Consider the following 16,419-nt stretch of genomic DNA (forward strand, 5'->3'; position numbering starts at 1 on the left):
GCGGGCGCCGGGACCGCGGCACGTGCGGGGCGTCAGGCGTCGGCGAGGAGGGGGTCGTACGGGGTGTTCGCGCGGCGGCCCGACATGAAGGAGAGGAAGTCGCCGACGAAGGCGCTGCGGCCGTAGGAGCCGTCGGCGGTGGTGAGGTCGCGGTGGAAGGCGGTGCGGAAGAGCGTCCGGTACTCGTCTTCGTCGATGGTCCCGCTGCCGTCCTTGTCGGTGACGTCGAAGAGCACCTCGGCGACGCGGATGAGCGCGGGGCCTGCGAGGGAGGGCACGGCGGCGGCGTACTCGTCGACACCGACCCGGCCGTCGCCGTCGGTGTCGAGGGCGGCCTGGAGTTCGCGCCACCAGGCGGCGAAGGCGTCGTAGAGCCGGGTCTCCTCGGGTTCGTCCAGGTCGAGGCGGGTGGCCAGTTCGCGTGCCATGGCGGCGAGGTCGGGCCAGTCGAGGTGGCCGTCGCCGGTCTGGTCCAGCACCTGGCGGAAGAACTCCTCCGCCGAGCGCCGGCCTTCTTCCGTGGCCGCCGTGGCCGCCGTGGCGGCCGGGGCGGGGTCGGGTCCGGTGTCACCGCTCAGTGGTGTGACGAGGCGGAGCAGGGCCGACGCCCGCTTCATGCGGGCGCGCAGCGCGCTCACGGTCCGGGCGCGGGGGTCGTCGCTGTCGGGCGGGAGGGAGAGGGTTTCGATCACGCTTTCGGCGTCGATCCAGCCCTCGGGCAGGAAACGGGTGAGGCCGGCGGCGAGGTAGGCGCCCTGCATGAGGGTCGGGGCGCCGGGTGTCTCGGGCAGGCCGGCCTTGCGCCGGTAGGGCTCGGGGAGTGAGGCGACGGTGATCGCGCCGAGGAGCGGGCCGACGACGGCCCGGCCGGCCGCCCACAGTGTCGGCGCGCCGTCGAGCAGTGCCGGAGCGGGCAGGTGGTCGAAGAGCCGGAAGAGGATGACGCGGGCCGCCTCGGTGTCCTCCAGTTCCTCCTCGACGACCCGGTCGAAATACCGCCAGAAGTCGTTCAGGTCCTCGGGGAGTTCGCCGGCGTCGCCGTCGAGCGCGGCGAGGAAGGCGCGGTACTCGGCGTACATGCGCTCCATGGTGTCCTGGTCGAGCGGCTGGCCGCTCAGCCGGCACATGGTGACGGCGCTCTCGAAGAGGGTGGCGACCACCCAGGCGCGGGTCGGACGGTCCATGGCGTCGTAGGCGCGGCCGCGGGAGTCGGAGCCGCTCATGCGGGCGTGCAGCCGGTTGAGCCGGGCGGCCTCCCGTTCGCGTACCGCCGGGTCGGGGTCGAACATGCGCCGCATGCTGAGGAAGGTGTTGCGCAGCCGACGCCAGGGGTGGGCGACGAAGGTGGAGTTCTCGGCGAGGGCGGCGCCGACCTGCGGGTGGGCGGCCTCCAGGACGGTGGCGCGGATTATGGCGAGCGCCCAGCGCGGGTCGTCGAAGAAGGCGCGGAACTGCGATTGCGTGCCGAACAGGGGTGCCCCGCCGGCCGTCCCGGTGGTTCCGGTCGTCATGACGTGTCTCCGTTCGTCTGGGGCGGCACGCCGCCGAAGCGGCGGTCACGGCGCCGGTAGGTGTGCAGGCAGGCGAGGAAGTCGGGGGCCCGGAAGTCCGGCCAGAGCACCTCGGGGAAGACCCACTCGGCGTAGGCCACCTGCCAGAGCATGAAGTTGGAGATGCGCTGTTCTCCGGAGGTGCGGATGACGAGGTCGACGTCGGGGGTGTCGGGGAACGGCAGGTGGTCCGCGAAGAGCCGCTCGGTCACCTCGTCGGCGGGCGTGCCGGTGCGGATCAGTGACCTGGCGGCCTCGACGATGTCCCGGCGCCCGCCGTGGTCGAAGGCGACGGTCAGCGTCATCCCCTGGTTGCCGGCGGTCAGCGTCGCAAGATCGTCGAAGTCCTGCGCCAGTTCGCGGGGGATGCGCGGGTCCGTGGCCCCGAGGAAGCGGCAGCGGATGCCGCGGGCGAGCAGCAGCGGCGCGTGCTTGCGCACGACTCGGCGGACCAGGCGCATCAGGTAGTCGACCTCGGTGCCGGGGCGGCTCCAGTTCTCGGTGGAGAAGGCGTACAGGCTGAGCCACTGGACGCCGGCCGTCCGGGCGGCCTCGATGATGTCGATGACGGTGGTCTCCGCGGCCCGGTGGCCCGCCGTCCGGGGAAGTGAACGCCGTTGGGCCCAGCGCCCGTTGCCGTCCATCACGCAGGCCACGTGCCGCGGCACCGCGCGCGCCCGCCCGTCGTCCCGCTGCTGCTCGTCGCCGTGCCGTCGTCCGCCCGGCCGGTCCCCCGTCGCCAGGCGTGTGCGCCGGACGCCGTGGTCCGTCACAGCCGGCCCCGTCCCGCCCGAAGCGGCACGGCCGGTCCTCCCGCGCTCGGTCACACCCACCCCGTATCCCCCCGTGCGGACGTTCCGCCGTGGCGCTCCCTTCAGGAGTCTGACGGCGCGGAAGGGGCCTGATCGGCCGAACGGGTGGGGCGTCACCCTTGGCTCATGTGTCCGATTTCTGCGGCGTCGGCGGTTTTCCCCGGTAACCACGACCGGTGGCCTCGTCCGCTGACGGCCCGGGTGCCTGATCCCTCCGAAGCGCCGGCCGCTGTGACGACCGCGCGTGGGTCCGTCCGATGCCGGCCGGAACAGGCACAGGCCGCTGAACCGTCAGGCGGACGACTGCGGCGGGAGCGGCCGTTCCGTCGTCATGCCCGCGGGGGCCCACCGTCTTCCGGCTGGAGGAGGACGGAAACGCGGTGTGCGGACGCAGTGTGCGGACGCGGTGCGCGCTTCATGCGCGCACGCTTCGCGCGGAACCGGTGAAGAGGTCACATCCGACCGGTGACCCGGACGGGCCACGGGCCGGCGGACAGGGCCGGTGCCCCGCGATCATCCGGATCACGGGGCACCGGCCGGATCGGGAAGGGGTCAGGAAGCGGCGGTCGCCCCGGTCCGCGTCTGCGGGACGGCGATCGCGGCCAGGACGAGGACGACGCCGAGGCACTGTGCCCCGCCCAGGCGGTCATGTCCCAGCAGCACCGCGAGCAGCACGGCGGTGAGGGGTTCGAGCAGGACCGCGACGACCCCGGCGGCCGCGCCGGTCCGGTGCAGGCCGGCGAAGTAACTGGTGTAGGCGACGGCGGTGGGCACCAGCCCGAGGAACACCACGGCGCCGACCGCGTCGATCCGTGCAGGCAGCGCCATCCCGGACACCAGGCCGGCGGGCAGCAGCACGAAGCCCCCCGTCAGGAAGCCCAGCCCGGTCATGGCCTCCCGGCTCAGGCCGGGCAGCGGCGCCCGGTGGCTCAGCGTGAGCGCGGCGAACCCCAGCGCGGACAGCAGCGCCAGGCCCGTGCCCGTGAGACGGTCGCCGCTCGTGCCGGTCGGGGAACCGAGCAGCAGCACCAGCCCGGTGACGGCGAGCGCGATCGTCCCGGCCGCGCGAGGCGAGGGCCGGCGCCGGTCGAGAACGGCGGAGCCGACGGTGACCAGGACGGGAAGGGCGACCATCGTGGTCAGTGTCGCCAGGCTGACCGAAGTGGCCGCCACGGCGGCGAAGTACGCGGTCTGGAACAGCGCCAGCAGACCGCCGGTGACGGCCGCGCGGGCCACCACCGCACGGGTGCACGGCCCCGTCCGCAGCCCGCCTGCGACCGCGGCGTAGGCGGTGACGAGGAGGCCGCCGACCAGCAGGCGGTAGGCGGCGACGGCGACCGGCTGCAGGCCGGTACGGGAGGCGAGGAGTGAACCGGCGAGGCCACCGGTGCCCCACAGCACTCCGGCGAGGACCAGCAGGGGGGTACCCGACCGCGGAAAGCGGGCAGGGGCGTACGACAAGCGTGTGGACATGGAGAGGCTCCGGCTTCGACGTGGCGGAAGGACGTCGTCGGAGCGGGGGCTGTCAGCAGCGCGTCATCGACGGCTCAAGGCCGCACCGGGCCGGGGCCACGGCCTGTACGTCGGCCGGCCCCGGGCAGCACCCCGCTCAGGAGCGGGGCGGCGGGCAGGTGATCCGGTACGGCTGCATGGCACGCAGTCTAGCCGGAGCGGTCCCCGGGCCGCCCCGGTCCTCCGCGCCGGCACGCGGCGGGCGCTCGGCTCAGCCGTGGTCGTACACGGTGACGGCGACGTCCCGGGCGCCCAGGGCGCCGTCGACGATGGGCTCGACGCGCTCCCAGCGGCCGCCGGCGAGGCCGCAGCCGATGCGGGGCATGTGCACGGACGCCTCGTGCTCCAGGGCGTGGCCGGCGAGCGTGTTCAGGCAGCGTTCGAGGGCGTCGTAGCGGATGGGCGGGCCGCCGCTGCCGGTCCTGATGCCCCGTTGCCCGACCATGTTGGCGACCCAGATGTCGGACCGCACCCGCACCAACTGCACCGCCCCCAGGGCGAAGTCGTTGCGGGCCCGCTCCCGGTGCCAGCGGCGGTAGGCCCGTTCCGGCTCCGGCCAGCGGCGCGAGATCGCCAGGACGAAGCCCTTGCCCCACCCGCCGAGGTCGTTGCACACGTGCGCGATGATCTTCGGCCCCTTGGCCTGGGGATTCGTCGCGTCACCCGCGACGATCGTCAGCGTCTTCACCACGGCATGATCGCCGGATCACGACGACGAGTCCACCGCATTGTCCGGCCCGGCCCGGACCGGACCCGGGAGGTCATGGGGCAGGCATCCGGACGACCGGCACCTCACCGACGGCGCCGGCGAACGCTGCGCCCTCCGGGAAGACCCAGCCGGTGTCCCCGTCTCCGCCGTCGGCATGAACCCGCTGGTCGGCGGCCGGATCCGGATCGGCGTCGTGCACGCCGCCGCCCCGCCTGCGCGGTCACGGCTATGCGGCCGCCGTGACCGCCGAGGTCACCCACGCCGCCCTGGCCGGGATCCGAGACGTCGTCCTGCTCGCGGACTCCTCGAAGCGCGGCCCGGTGCGCCTCCCCGCGTTCCCGCGCGGGTCCGGGAGACCGGCGTCGGGGCGGGCGGGGTGAGGGCGGTGCCGTGGTGGGTCTGTCAGAAGGTTCCGACGTACTCCTCGGCCGGCCCGAGGTCGGGCCGGTCGAGGATCTCCACCCGGTCGCCCAGCCGCTCGAGTTCCAGCAGGGTGAGGGTGTTCTCGCCCGGTACCAGCAGCGGGGCGGGCAGGTAGAGCGTGCGCTGGGGGCCGGTCTCCCAGTGGCGGCCGAGCAGGGTGCCGTTGACCCACACGAAGCCCTTGGCGAAGCCGGGGAAGGCGAGGAAGCCGTCGGCCGGCTCGGTGACCGTGAACCGTGCCGTCGCGAACCCGGCGGTTCCCTCCGGTGGCGCGGCCGACACCGCCCGCGCCAGGTCCTCCTCGGTCCAGGCGTCGAGCGGCAGCCGGTGCATCGTCCAGCCGTGCACCAGCCGCGGGCCGACCGCGACTCCGCCGAGGATGCCCTTGTGCTCGCCGAGCCGGGGCCCGTAGTTCACCCGCCCCTGGTTCTCCACCAGCAGTTCCAGGGAGGCCCGTTCACCGCGGCCCGGCAGGTCGAGGGAGGCGTTCTCCCGGTCCAGGACGCCGAGCGGGGAGCCGCCGAGGAAGACCTGGGCGCGGTCGCGCAGTCCGTGGACGGTGAGCCGGTGACTGCCTGCCGGCAGGTGCGGCGTGGCACGGTGGAGGAGGAGGCCAGAGGCCTGGTCCAGCTCCTCGAAGCTCAGCGGGTGGGGGGAGCTCACCGGGACGGAGGCCGCGCGGAGCGCCCCCAGCAGGCCGGCCTCGTGGGTGACGGGGAGCGTGCGGGGCGACAGCAGGGACGGGTCGGCGGGCAGCGGGCGCCGGGGAGTTCCGGTGGTCGTGTGCAGCAGGTCCCGGAAGGCGTGGAACTTCTCGGTGAGCGCCCCGTGCTCGGCGATCGGCGCATCGGAGTCGTAGCTGGTCACGGTCGGCCGGAAGGACGTGCCGTCGTGGTTGGCGCCGGACCACAGCCCGAAGTTCGTGCCGCCGTGCGCCATGTAGAGGCTGACCGAGCCGTCGGCGCCGAGGATGTCGGAGAGGGTGCCCACGGCGCTCCCGACCGACCGGACGTGGTGCTTCTCGCCCCAGTGGTCGAACCAGCCGTTCCAGAACTCGGCGCACAGGAAGGGCTCGTCGCTGCGGCGCGACCGCAGCAGTGCGGCCGCCTCACGGGCGTGGGAGCCGAACGTCGCGGCGGCGAGGTGGCCGGGCAGGTTGCCGCCGTCCTGCATCAGTTCGGTGGGGCCGTCGGCCGTGTAGAGCAGTTCGGTGATGCCGCGTGCGACGAGGGCGTCCCGCACCCGGCGGACGTAGGCGCGGTCGTCGCCGTAGCTGCCGTACTCGTTCTCGATCTGGACGGCGACCACCGGTCCGCCCCGGCCCGCCTGGAGGGCCGCGATCCGCGGGATCAGCTCGTCGAACCAGCGCTCGACCTCCGCCAGGTACGGCGGGTGGGAGGAGCGGAGGCGCATGCCCGGGCGGCCTGTCAGCCAGACGGGCAGCCCGCCGTTGTCCCACTCGGCGCAGATGTACGGGCCGGGCCGCACGATGACGTCCAGGCCGGTCTCCTGGGCCGTGCGCAGGAAGCGTTCGACGTCGTGTCCCCCGGTGAACCGGTGGTGGCCCGGGCGCGGTTCGTGGAAGTTCCACGGGACGTACGTGTCCACGGTGTTCAGGCCCATGGCCGCGACCCGCTCCAGGCGGTCGGCCCACTGGTCCGGGTGGACGCGGAAGTAGTGCAGGGACCCCGACAGGATCCGGTGCGGCCGTCCGGCCCGCAGCAGCCGGCCGTGCGGATGGGTCAGGATCGGCCCCGGCGCGGCCTCCGGAAGCGGGGTCGGCCCGCCGGACGGAAGGGGCCCGCCCGCCTTCCGGCCGTCGGCGGTCCCCTCCCCCGGCGTCCCGCGCCCGCCCTCCGCGTTCCGGGGGTTCCCGGATGTCGTCGGTGCCATGGCCAACCCTTCCCTCGGACCCGTCCCGTCGCGCCCCGCGGCCACGCGTGCCGCGGCCGGGGAAGGGACGGGCACGCCGCTCCGGGGCACGGCAGGGCCTTCCCGTGAACACGGTGAACACGGTGAACACGACCCGGAACTATGGCAGACGGGGTTGTCGGTGCCAACAGGGCCGGCACGGGTGGACCGCGGCACGGCACGGCCGCGCGACACCGGACGGCGGTACGCGGTCCGAAGGCGCGGCGCACATGCTCTTGACGGTGTCCTCGCCGGTCTCCTACCGTCCTGGTGGTCAAGACATCAGACGTCTCCTGTCGCATCCTACCTGCCTGTACGAACACACCGCACCTCCCGGTTCCGTCCGACGACCTCGTAGGGAGACACTGTGCGCTTACGAAGACTGACTCTGCTCCTGTCCGTCCTGTCCCTCCCCCTCACCTCGCTGGGGTTCGCGCCCGCCGGCCATGCGTCGGCGCAGGCCCAGTCCTTCCACGTGGACTGCGGTGCCGCGGCCGGCGGCGACGGCAGCCTGTCCAGACCCTGGAACACCCTGGCCACGGTCAACGCCCGTACGTTCCAGCCCGGTGACGCGATCCTCCTCAGGCGCGGCTCCACCTGCACCGGGCAGCAGCTCTTCCCCAAGGGCTCGGGATCTCCGGGGAGCCCGATCCGGATCGACGCCTACGGCAGCGGCGCCAAACCGAGACTGGCGGGCGCCGGTCAGGTGACGGACGTGGTCCGGCTCGCGGACCAGGAGCACTGGGAGATCGCCAACCTCGACATCTCCAACAAGGGGGACACCGCGGCGACCAGGCGCGGCGTCCACATCACCCGCACCGACTCCGGAACGGGAACGCACTACCGGGTCCGCGGGCTGGACGTGCACGACGTGAACGGCAACCAGACCAGGAAGGACGACGACGCCAGCGCGGGCATCTTCTTCGAGGTCCTCGGCCACACGACACCGACCCGGTTCGACGACGTGGTGGTCGAGAACAACACGGTGCGGACCGTCGACCGCTACGGCATCCACTTCTGGACGCGCTGGATGCTGCGGCCGGAGCTCAACAACCCCAACTGCGGTACCGCCTGCGGGTCCTGGACACCGCAGACCCGGGTCGTCGTCCGCGGCAACACCGTGACCGACATCGGCGGCGACGCGATCGTGCCGCACCACACCGAGGGCGCGCTCGTCGAGCACAACAGGGTCGACGGCTTCCGCGAGCGGGAACCGGCCCACTGCGCGGCCGGCATCTGGGGCTGGAACACCGACCGCGCCCTGTACCAGTACAACGAGGTCAGCGGCGGCAGGAGCGAGTGCGACGGCCAGGGACTGGACATCGACGAGGCCAACATCGGCACCGTCTACCAGTACAACTACAGCCACGACAACGAGGGCGGCTTCATCCTCCTGTGCAACGGCTCCGGCTCGACCACCGCCGACAACGTCGTGCGCTACAACATCAGCCAGAACGACGGCGGACAACTCTTCGACATCGTCTGCGCCAGGACCACCGACACGCAGATCTACAACAACACCTTCTACCTCTCCCGTCCGGTGGACATCATCAGCAACGCCAACGGCTCGGGCGCCGCGAACGCGGTCTTCAGCAACAACGTCTTCCACGTGGCCACGTCCGAGGCCTCCTACGTCAACGCGGGCAGCCTGGCGTTCGACTCGAACGTCTTCCACGGCAACCACCCGGCCGGTGAACCGGCCGACCCGAACAAGGTGACCGCCGATCCGGAGCTCACCGCACCGGGCACCGCGACCTCGCGCGCCGACGCGGACGGTTACCGGCTCCGGAGCGGCTCGTCCGCGCTCGCCAACGGCCGGCCCATGGCCTCGCCCGGCGGCCGCGACTACTTCGGCAACCCGGTCACGGCCGGTTGCGTCCCCGACCGCGGCGCCCACCAGGCGACGACGGCCTGCACCGCTCCCCCGGGGCCGGCGAACGGGGTGCACCAGATCTCCGCGGGCGGCCAGGCCGTCGACGTGCCCGCCAACTCCACCGTGCGGGGCACCCCGTTGCACGGCTGGAAGTGGCACGGCGGCGACAACCAGAAGTGGGCGGTCACCCGCAACGCGGACGGCACCCACACGCTGCGGAACGTGAACTCGGGCCTGTGCGCGGACGTCCGCGACAACTCCACGCAGGCGGGGGCGGCCGTCATCCAGTGGCCGTGCAGCGGGGCGGCGAACCAGCGCTGGACCGCCACGTGGAAGGACGGCGGCTACACCCTGACCTCCAGGTCCAGCGGTCTGCTGCTGACCTTGGCGTCCGGTGCCGACGGAGGACCGATCTCCCAGCAGCCGGCCGGGTCCACCGCGATCCAGACGTGGACCTTCGTCCCGCAGCCCTGAACCGCCGGGGCCCGGCCGCCGCCGGCCGGGCCCCGGAGCACGTCGACGACGGGCGGGAGAGCACCCGCCGGGTCTCCGGCCGCACCCCCGATGCCCGTCCCACGGCCCGACCGAAGCGGCCCGCGTGGGCCGCCCCATCGCACAAGGGAAAGACCATGCGAAGACGAACCGTACTGGCCGCCGCCGGCTCCCTGGCCGCCGCGATCACCGTCCCCGCGGGCCGTGCGTTCGCCGCGCAGGCCGTGGGACCGGTACTGGATCACCGGATCGAGAAGACCTACGACGGCACGTCGTACACCGACCTCTCCGCACAGGTGGCCGCCGTCAAGGGGCTGAGCACCGGGACCGTCCTCGCCACCTGCAGGACCACCAGCCGCAACCTGGCGATGACCCTCCTCGGCGTGTCGAACCCGGCGGAGCCGTCCAGCGAGGTCTTCCTGGGACTGGCCGGCGGCGCCCTGCAGTTCGTCGTCCGCGACAAGGGCTCCGTCAAGGTGAACCGCCTCACCCGCACGATGTACGACGACGGCGCCTGGCACACCTTCGCCGTGACGGTCTCCGGCGACGGCACCACCTTCCACGCCGACGGACGCCCCGTGCTGACCCTGGCGAACACCCAGTTCTTCTCCGCCGTCTCCGGCCTGGCCGCGGTCAACGTGGGACGCAACGTCGACAGCACCCATCCCGGCGGTGAATGGTTCTACACCGGCGGCATCCGCCGGGTCGCCGTCTACGACCGGGTGCTGACCCAGGCGGAACTGCAGGCGGAGAGCGTCCGCGTGGACCTCGCGGACTTCGGCGCCATCTCCGGGATCCTCAACTCCGACACCCCCGCCAACTGGGTGATCACGGGTGACAGCATCACGCACGGCGCCCTGTGGACCAACGGCTGGCGCAGTTACGCCGAGCACTTCCAGGAGCGCGTCCGCTGGGAGCTGGGCAAGCCCAAGAACACCGACTTCGTGGTCGACACCGGTGTCAGCGGCAGCACCACCGACGACCTGGTGGCCGCGTTCTCCCAGCGGGTGACGTCGTTCGCACCGCGCGTCGTGTCGATCATGCTGGGCACCAACGACGTCGCGACCCCGGGCATCGGCCCGGCGGTCTACCGGGCGAACCTCCTCAGGCTGGTCGCCGCCGTCCGCGCCCTGCCCGGCGGGGCCGTACCGGTCCTGCAGACCCCCAACCCCGTGGACCTCACCCGATGGAGCAACCGCACGGCACTCGGCGACTACGCCGAGACCATGCGGTCGGTCGCACAGGAACAAGGCGTCGTCCTCGTCGACCACCACGCCCACTGGACGGCGGCCCATGGGGGCAGCGTGCCCACCGATCTCCTGGGGGACGGGCTGCACCCCGACCAGCGCGGGCACCTGTTCCTGGCCCACAAGATGATCAAGGACCTGCGCGTCTTCGACCCCGGCAGCCGCGTCTGCTCCATGGTCATCCCCTAGTGCGCGGATCCGTCCGCTTCCCGCCGAGTCCGAGCCCGGAAACGCGGAAGGCCCGGACCGCGTGCCGCTGGATCAGCCTTCCCTCGCGGGGGCCGTTCCGCAGTCGGATCCCCTCGCCGGAGGGCGCGGACACGCCGGCCCGGGCCGGGTTCTTGACCTGCGAGGGTGAAGGACGGCAGGTCGGCACATGACGGCCGTCAAGGGGGTCGACCGCGTCCTCCGGCGCGGCCTCCCGCCGTCCCGCCGGAGGAGGGAAGCCACCGAAGGGGCGGCGGCACCGCGGCGAGCGCGTCTCGGCGCGTTCGATCACGGTCGTGTTCCCGCTGGTGCCGCCGTTCATCCCGGCCCCCGGAGTCGCTCCGGGGGCCGTGACTCGTTGTATTTGCTTTTTTCTGATCGAATACCGGGTTCTTCGAGCATGTATTGACACGGCTGTGTCGCCGCCATCACAGTCGTCCTCGCCAGTGATGCCGGTCGCGGATCAGAGGAGCTTCTTCATGCCCGAAATCCCCGCAGTCTCACGCCGTTCGCTCCTGGGAGGGGCCCTGGCAACAGGGGCGGTGGCGGTCGGCGCCGGCTCCGCCCGGGCGGAGCCCGCCGGCCCGGGCGCGGTCCTGCCGGCCCCCACGCCCAGGCGCCGCAGGGACCAGAAGTCGATGATCGGCGTCCCCTACGACGTCCATGAGACCGTCCGCGTCGGCGTGATCGGCATCGGCAACCGCGGGAGAGGCATGGGCGAGGGCTGGGCCGTCGTACCGGGCTGCCGGGTCACCGCCGTCTGCGACATACGCGCGAACCGCGCGAAGGCCCTGGCGGACCGTCTCGTCGCCCTGGGCAAGCCCCGCCCGGCCGAGTACGGCGGCTCCGAGGACGCGTACACGAAGATGCTGAAGCGCGACGACATCGACCTCGTCTACATCGCCACGCCCTGGGAGTTCCACCACCGGCAGGGCAGGGACGCGCTGCTGGCGGGCAAGCACGTCGTCGTCGAACTGCCCATCGCCACCGAACTCGACGAGCTGTGGGACCTCGTCGACACCTCCGAACGCACCCGCCGGCACCTGATGCTCTCGGAGAACTGCTCCTACGGCCGCAACGAGCTGGCCATGCTGAAGATGGCCCACGAAGGACTGTTCGGCGACGTCACCAACGGTCACGGCGGTTATCTGCACGACCTGCGGAGCCTGCTGTTCTCCGACACCTACTACACCGACTCATGGCGCCGCCTGTGGCACACCCGCAGCACCGCGTCCTTCTACGCGATGCACGGCCTGGCGCCGGTCGCCGCCGCGATGGACGTCAACCGCGGCGACCGCATGACCGTGCTGCGGGCCACCGCCACCGAGCCCAAGGGCCTCGCGGACTACCGGGAGCGGTTCGTCGACAGGTCCCATCCCTCGTGGAAGGAGACCTACGTCAACGGTGACCTGGTCACCTGTCTGATCGACACCGCCAAGGGCCGCGTCATCAGGGCCGAGCACGACGTCAGCTCGCCCCGCCCGTACAGCAGGATCAACAGCCTGGCCGGCAGCCGCGGCATCTTCGAGGACTACGCGGGAACGTCGTCGACGGGGGGACGGATCTACGTCGAGCCGGACCACAGCGGCCATTCCTGGCGCGACTTCGACTCCTACCGCAAGGAGTTCGACCACTGGCTGTGGAAGAAGATCGGCGACGACGCGGCGAACAACGGCGGCCACGGCGGCATGGATTACGTCCTGCAGTGGCGCACCGTCCAGCTGATGCGCGCCGGTCTCGTACCCGACATCGACGTCTACGACTCCGCCTCCTGGTGCTCGCCCGTACCGCTGAGCGTCACGTCCCTCGCCGCGGGCGGCCGTCCGGTGGAGGTCCCCGACTTCACCCGCGGCTCCTGGGTGAACCTGCGCCTGGGCCTGGACTCCCGTGAGACGAACATGCCCCCCGTCGCCTGAGCCCCCTCCCCCGGCCGACCGGCAGAAGGAGCAGTCCGTGAGAACCGTCCGAACGTTCAGATCCCTCGGGGCCGCAGTGGTGGCGGCGTTGCTCGTGATCGTCTCCGCGCCCGCCGCGGCCGGCGCCGAACCCCCGCCCGAGCCCGTTGCCTCGCGGACCGAGGTGTCGATCTCCTCCGTCGACCTCGACGGCCCGGCCGTCTCGACCGTGAAGGTGACCGTCAAGAACGCCGGACCGCAGCGGATGCGGTCGCTGAGGGTGTCCTTCGCGGGGCCGGCCGGCTGGGCCGTCCAGCCGGCCGTCACCAGTGTCGCCGGCGCCTTCGGGGTGGACGCCACCGCCGCCGCGGAGTTCCGGATCCAGGTGCCCGAGAAGCGCGACGGGTTCGCCCTGCGCACCTTCACCGCCACGGCCGCCTACGCCGGTGGTGACGGTGCGGGGTCGGCGACCGCCACCCGGACCCAGACCAACGGCGCCCCGCTCGCGGACCTCGCGGCCGCCTACGACAACGTGGGCATCACCGACGAGGGGAACACCGGGCCGGGCGACTACGACGGCGAGGGCAACAGCTTCTCGGCGCAGAAGCTGGCCGCCGCCGGGCTGGAGCCCGGAGGCCGGGTCGAGGCCCTGGGCGCCGAGCTGACGTGGCCGGACGTGGCACCCGGCACCAAGGACAACGTCACCGGCGCCGGTCAGGCGATCACCCTGAACGGCAAGGGCAGCAAGCTGGTCCTCCTCGGCTCGGGCGTCACCGGCGGGGCCACCGGCACGGCCACGGTGTACTACGCCGACGGCACCAGCACCCGCGGCCCGTTCGGCTTCCCCAACTGGTCCTTCGACCCGGCCGACGCCCACGGCGCGACGCTGGTGGCCTCCACGGACGGCCGCAACCGGCCGGACGGTTACGGGAACGCGGGCATCGCCTACCGGGTCTTCGCCCACTCCGTCCCGCTGGACCCGGCGAAGCAGGTCGAGTTCGTGGTGCTGCCGTCCAACAGGAACGTCCACGTCTTCGACATGGCCATCGCCCCCTGAACGGCCGCGGCGGCGAACGCGCGGACAAGCCGGCGGCCCGCCCCGGGCGGGCCGCCCCGCGCGGGCCGCCCGCCCCCGCGTCAGACGGCGTGGACCTTGATGCCGGCCTCGGTGAGCCGGACCCCCGTCTCGGCGGGCAGCCCGGAGTCGGTGACCAGGACGTCGACGCGGTCCAGCCCGCAGATCCTCGCGAAGGCGCGCCGGCCCATCTTCGAGGAGTCGGTGGCCACGATCACGCGGCGCGCCCGCTCGGTGAACAGGCGGCTGATGCTGGCCTCGTCCTCCTGGTGGGTCATCAGTCCCAGCCGGGAGTCGACACCGTCGACCCCCAGGACCGCGACGTCGAGAACGACCTCGTTCAGCACTCCCGCGGTGAGCGGTCCGACGAGTTCGTACGTCTGGGGGCGGGCCACCCCGCCGGTGACCACGATCTTCACCCGGGGACGCACCGCCAGCTCACCGGCGATGTTGAGCGCGTTGGTGACGACCGTGAACAGGGGGGACGAGGCGTCGGCAGGGTCCCGGCGCCGCCGTTCGCCGCGGCTGCCGCCCGTGCGCAGCGCCAGTGCCCGCGCCACCTCGGTCGTCGTGGTGCCGCCGTTGAGGCCCACCACGTCGCCGTCGGCGATCATCTCGGTCACGGCCGCCGCGATGCGCTGCTTCTCCGAGGCGTGGCGGGAGGACTTGTAGCGCAGCGGCAATTCGTAGGAGACCCCGTGCGCGACGGCTCCGCCGCGGGTGCGTACCAGCATCTGCTGTTCGGCGAGTTCGTCGAAATCGCGCCGGATGGTCGCGGGCGACACGTCGAGCGCGGCGGCGGCTGCGTCGACGTCGAGCCGGCCTTCGGCGGCCAGCAGTTCCAGCAGCTTGCTCCACCGATCGTGCTTGGACATGGGTCGGGCTCCCTCGGCCTCGGTACTGCGCTCTTGACACGTTAAGGGACGTCCGGGCCGCTACCGAACGAGGGAAGCGTCACGGGCGAAGGTGCTCGCCCCTTCTCCCTTCCTTGCACGAAGGAACAGTTCACGATCCTCCTCCTGCAACTTTCACGCCAAGCCCCTGGACCGGCGGTCCCTCCTTCCTGAATACTGCGGCTCGCAGCGAGTGCTCGCAGATGCTCGAAGGGTGGATTCCCTGAGCAGATTCGCGCACCTCTCAGGGGACAAGGCGGTAGGCGGCAGTGAAGAAGAGAACGCTCGTCCTCCCGGCGCACTGGACGGCCGGTGCTCCGGTCCTGACCGCCTGCGGGGGCGCCGGCACCGGGGAGTCCGCGGGCGGAACCGTGACCTTGGAGCTCGTCGCCGCGGACCACGGCGACGAGGCGTCCGACAGCTCCTCGGCAGCGACCTCCAGGTCACCCTCCTCGTGGCCGGCGGCTCGACGCTGCGGGTGGGCCTCTCTCGCGAGTTCCGTCAACTGGGCATGCTCAACCCGGTGTGGACGCCCGTGCCGTGCAACGCCGCGTTCGACCCGGCGTTCGCGATCCGGATGCTCACCGCCGACCCCGTGAAGCAGCCCGGCCCGCCGCACCGCGCCGCACCCGTTCCATCCCCTCCGACGAAGGAGTGCACCACCGTGTCCGCCACCTCCTCCTCCCGCACCTCGGCCGAGATCGCCTCCCAGCCCGCCGTGTGGCGCCAGGCCGCCGCGTCACTGCCGCGCGGGCGCGACGCCCTCCCCCGGCGGGGCGAGCGCGTCGCCGTCGTCGGTTGCGGCACCTCCTGGTTCATGGCCCAGTCCTACGCCGTCCTGCGCGAGACCGGAGGCCACGGCGAGACCGACGCCTACGCGGCCTCGGAGTTCCCGTACGGGAGGCACTACGACCGCGTCCTCGCCATCACCCGCTCCGGCACCACCACCGAGGTCCTCGACCTGCTGCGCCGCGTGAAGGGCACCGTGGCCACCGGCGCCGTCACCGCCGACCCCGCGACCCCCGTGATGCGGGCGGCCGACGCCGTGGCCGTCCTGGACTTCGCCGACGAGGAGTCGGTCGTCCAGACCCGGTTCGCCACCGCCAACCTCGCGCTGCTCCGCGCCCACCTGGAGTCGGAAGGCGCCCTGCCCGCCGGTGTCCGGCCCCTGGAGGCCGCGATCCGTGACGCCGGGCGGGCCGTCCTCGAACCCCTCGGCACCGCCGTTCTCGCCGCCGGGCAGTTCACCTTCCTCGGCACCGGCTGGACCTGTGGCCTGGCGCTGGAGGCCGCCCTGAAGATGCGGGAGGCGGCCGGCGCGTGGACCGAGGCGTACCCGGCGATGGAGTACCGGCACGGGCCCATCAGCATCACCGGTCCGGGCCGGGTCACGTGGGCGTTCGGCGGGCTCCCGGAGGGACTGGCCGGCGACGTCGCCCGGGTCGGCGGCACCCTGGTCGCGGACTCGGCCGCCGCGCCCGCCGCCCTGGACCCGCTCGCCGACCTCGTCCGTGTCCAGCGCCTCGCCGTCGCCCTCGCCGAGGCCCGCGGCCACGACCCCGACCGGCCCCGCAACCTCACCCGGTCCGTCGTCCTCCAGGACGGCCATGCCTGAGGAACACCGAGGACACGGCTGCGTCCTGGCCCCCGCCGTGGGCGGCACCGCGAAGCTGCTCCCGGGCCCGGTCCGCGACCGGCTGCCCGGGCACCTGACGTTCCAGTGCCGGACCGGGCTGGTCCGGGCCGGACCCGGCGACCGGGCGGGGTGCGCCGGCGCCGGACCGGCCGCCCGGCGGAGCGCGGGCGGCGCGCGCGGCGGC

The 16,419-nt window shown here is 72.9% G+C and carries 11 protein-coding genes and 1 pseudogene; 6 read left to right on the top strand and 6 right to left on the bottom strand.

Going from position 1 to position 16,419, the window contains the following annotated elements:
• Positions 1–32: 32 nt before the first annotated feature.
• The 5 genes from A2U95_RS21065 to A2U95_RS21085 all read right to left on the bottom strand — a co-directional run bounded on the left by A2U95_RS21065 (position 33) and on the right by A2U95_RS21085 (position 6,899).
• Positions 33–1,511 carry an oxygenase MpaB family protein gene (locus A2U95_RS21065; RefSeq protein WP_166025648.1) on the bottom strand — a complete coding sequence of 493 codons (1,479 nt, stop codon included), beginning with the start codon at positions 1,509–1,511 and terminating at the stop codon, positions 33–35.
• Entirely contained in the window at positions 1,508–2,218 is a 711-nt protein-coding gene (gene uppS / locus A2U95_RS21070) for a polyprenyl diphosphate synthase (RefSeq protein WP_277350956.1), read from the bottom strand. Before uppS ends, A2U95_RS21065 begins: the two co-directional genes overlap by 4 nt.
• Positions 2,219–2,914: 696 nt before the next feature.
• Positions 2,915–3,835 carry a DMT family transporter gene (locus tag A2U95_RS21075; protein ID WP_166025652.1) on the bottom strand — a complete coding sequence of 307 codons (921 nt, stop codon included), beginning with the start codon at positions 3,833–3,835 and terminating at the stop codon, positions 2,915–2,917.
• A gap of 250 nt (positions 3,836–4,085) precedes the next feature.
• Positions 4,086–4,562, bottom strand: a complete 477-nt coding sequence (locus A2U95_RS21080) for a macro domain-containing protein (protein WP_166025654.1) — start codon at positions 4,560–4,562, stop codon at positions 4,086–4,088.
• Between the two features lie 423 nt (positions 4,563–4,985).
• On the bottom strand, positions 4,986–6,899 hold the full coding sequence (locus A2U95_RS21085; RefSeq protein WP_166025656.1) for a glycoside hydrolase family 35 protein: 1,914 nt from the start codon (positions 6,897–6,899) through the stop codon (positions 4,986–4,988).
• 385 nt (positions 6,900–7,284) lie between these two features.
• Here A2U95_RS21085 and A2U95_RS21090 point away from each other — a divergent pair, with 385 nt between their 5' ends.
• The 4 genes from A2U95_RS21090 (at position 7,285) to A2U95_RS21105 (ending at position 13,688) form a co-directional block, all read left to right on the top strand.
• Entirely contained in the window at positions 7,285–9,264 is a 1,980-nt protein-coding gene (locus tag A2U95_RS21090) for an RICIN domain-containing protein (RefSeq protein ID WP_166025658.1), read from the top strand.
• Between the two features lie 155 nt (positions 9,265–9,419).
• The gene (locus A2U95_RS21095) at positions 9,420–10,718 is read left to right on the top strand and encodes an SGNH/GDSL hydrolase family protein (protein WP_166025660.1); all 1,299 of its coding nucleotides are present in this window, start codon (positions 9,420–9,422) and stop codon (positions 10,716–10,718) included.
• Between the two features lie 497 nt (positions 10,719–11,215).
• Positions 11,216–12,652 carry a Gfo/Idh/MocA family protein gene (locus A2U95_RS21100; protein WP_166025662.1) on the top strand — a complete coding sequence of 479 codons (1,437 nt, stop codon included), beginning with the start codon at positions 11,216–11,218 and terminating at the stop codon, positions 12,650–12,652.
• Positions 12,653–12,689: 37 nt separating this feature from the next.
• Positions 12,690–13,688: an NEW3 domain-containing protein gene (locus A2U95_RS21105; RefSeq protein ID WP_166025663.1), complete on the top strand. Its 999-nt coding sequence runs from the start codon at positions 12,690–12,692 to the stop codon at positions 13,686–13,688.
• 80 nt (positions 13,689–13,768) lie between these two features.
• On the opposite strand, the gene A2U95_RS21110 is transcribed toward A2U95_RS21105, so the two are convergent.
• A complete protein-coding gene (locus A2U95_RS21110) occupies positions 13,769–14,581 on the bottom strand; it encodes a DeoR/GlpR family DNA-binding transcription regulator (protein WP_166025665.1) in 813 nt (270 codons plus the stop codon).
• A gap of 682 nt (positions 14,582–15,263) precedes the next feature.
• Here A2U95_RS21110 and A2U95_RS21120 point away from each other — a divergent pair.
• Positions 15,264–16,214, top strand: coding sequence for an SIS domain-containing protein (locus A2U95_RS21120; protein WP_166025667.1), 951 nt, complete (start codon positions 15,264–15,266; stop codon positions 16,212–16,214).
• Positions 16,207–16,419, top strand: a pseudogene (locus A2U95_RS32105) (hypothetical protein); the annotation flags it as partial. The gene A2U95_RS21120 and the pseudogene A2U95_RS32105, both read left to right, overlap by 8 nt.

Source organism: Streptomyces chilikensis (assembly GCF_001642695.1).
GTDB classification, from domain to species: Bacteria; Actinomycetota; Actinomycetes; order Streptomycetales; family Streptomycetaceae; genus Streptomyces; species Streptomyces chilikensis.

Excerpts from the sequence above, each read along its gene's own strand:
- A2U95_RS21100 (WP_166025662.1), top strand. The coding sequence starts at position 11,216 with ATGCCCGAAATCCCCGCAGTCTCACGCCGTTCGCTCCTGGGAGGGGCC.
- A2U95_RS21075 (WP_166025652.1), bottom strand. The coding sequence starts at position 3,835 with ATGTCCACACGCTTGTCGTACGCCCCTGCCCGCTTTCCGCGGTCGGGT.
- A2U95_RS21065 (WP_166025648.1), bottom strand. The coding sequence starts at position 1,511 with ATGACGACCGGAACCACCGGGACGGCCGGCGGGGCACCCCTGTTCGGC.
- A2U95_RS21085 (WP_166025656.1), bottom strand. The coding sequence starts at position 6,899 with ATGGCACCGACGACATCCGGGAACCCCCGGAACGCGGAGGGCGGGCGC.
- A2U95_RS21110 (WP_166025665.1), bottom strand. The coding sequence starts at position 14,581 with ATGTCCAAGCACGATCGGTGGAGCAAGCTGCTGGAACTGCTGGCCGCC.
- A2U95_RS21095 (WP_166025660.1), top strand. The coding sequence starts at position 9,420 with ATGCGAAGACGAACCGTACTGGCCGCCGCCGGCTCCCTGGCCGCCGCG.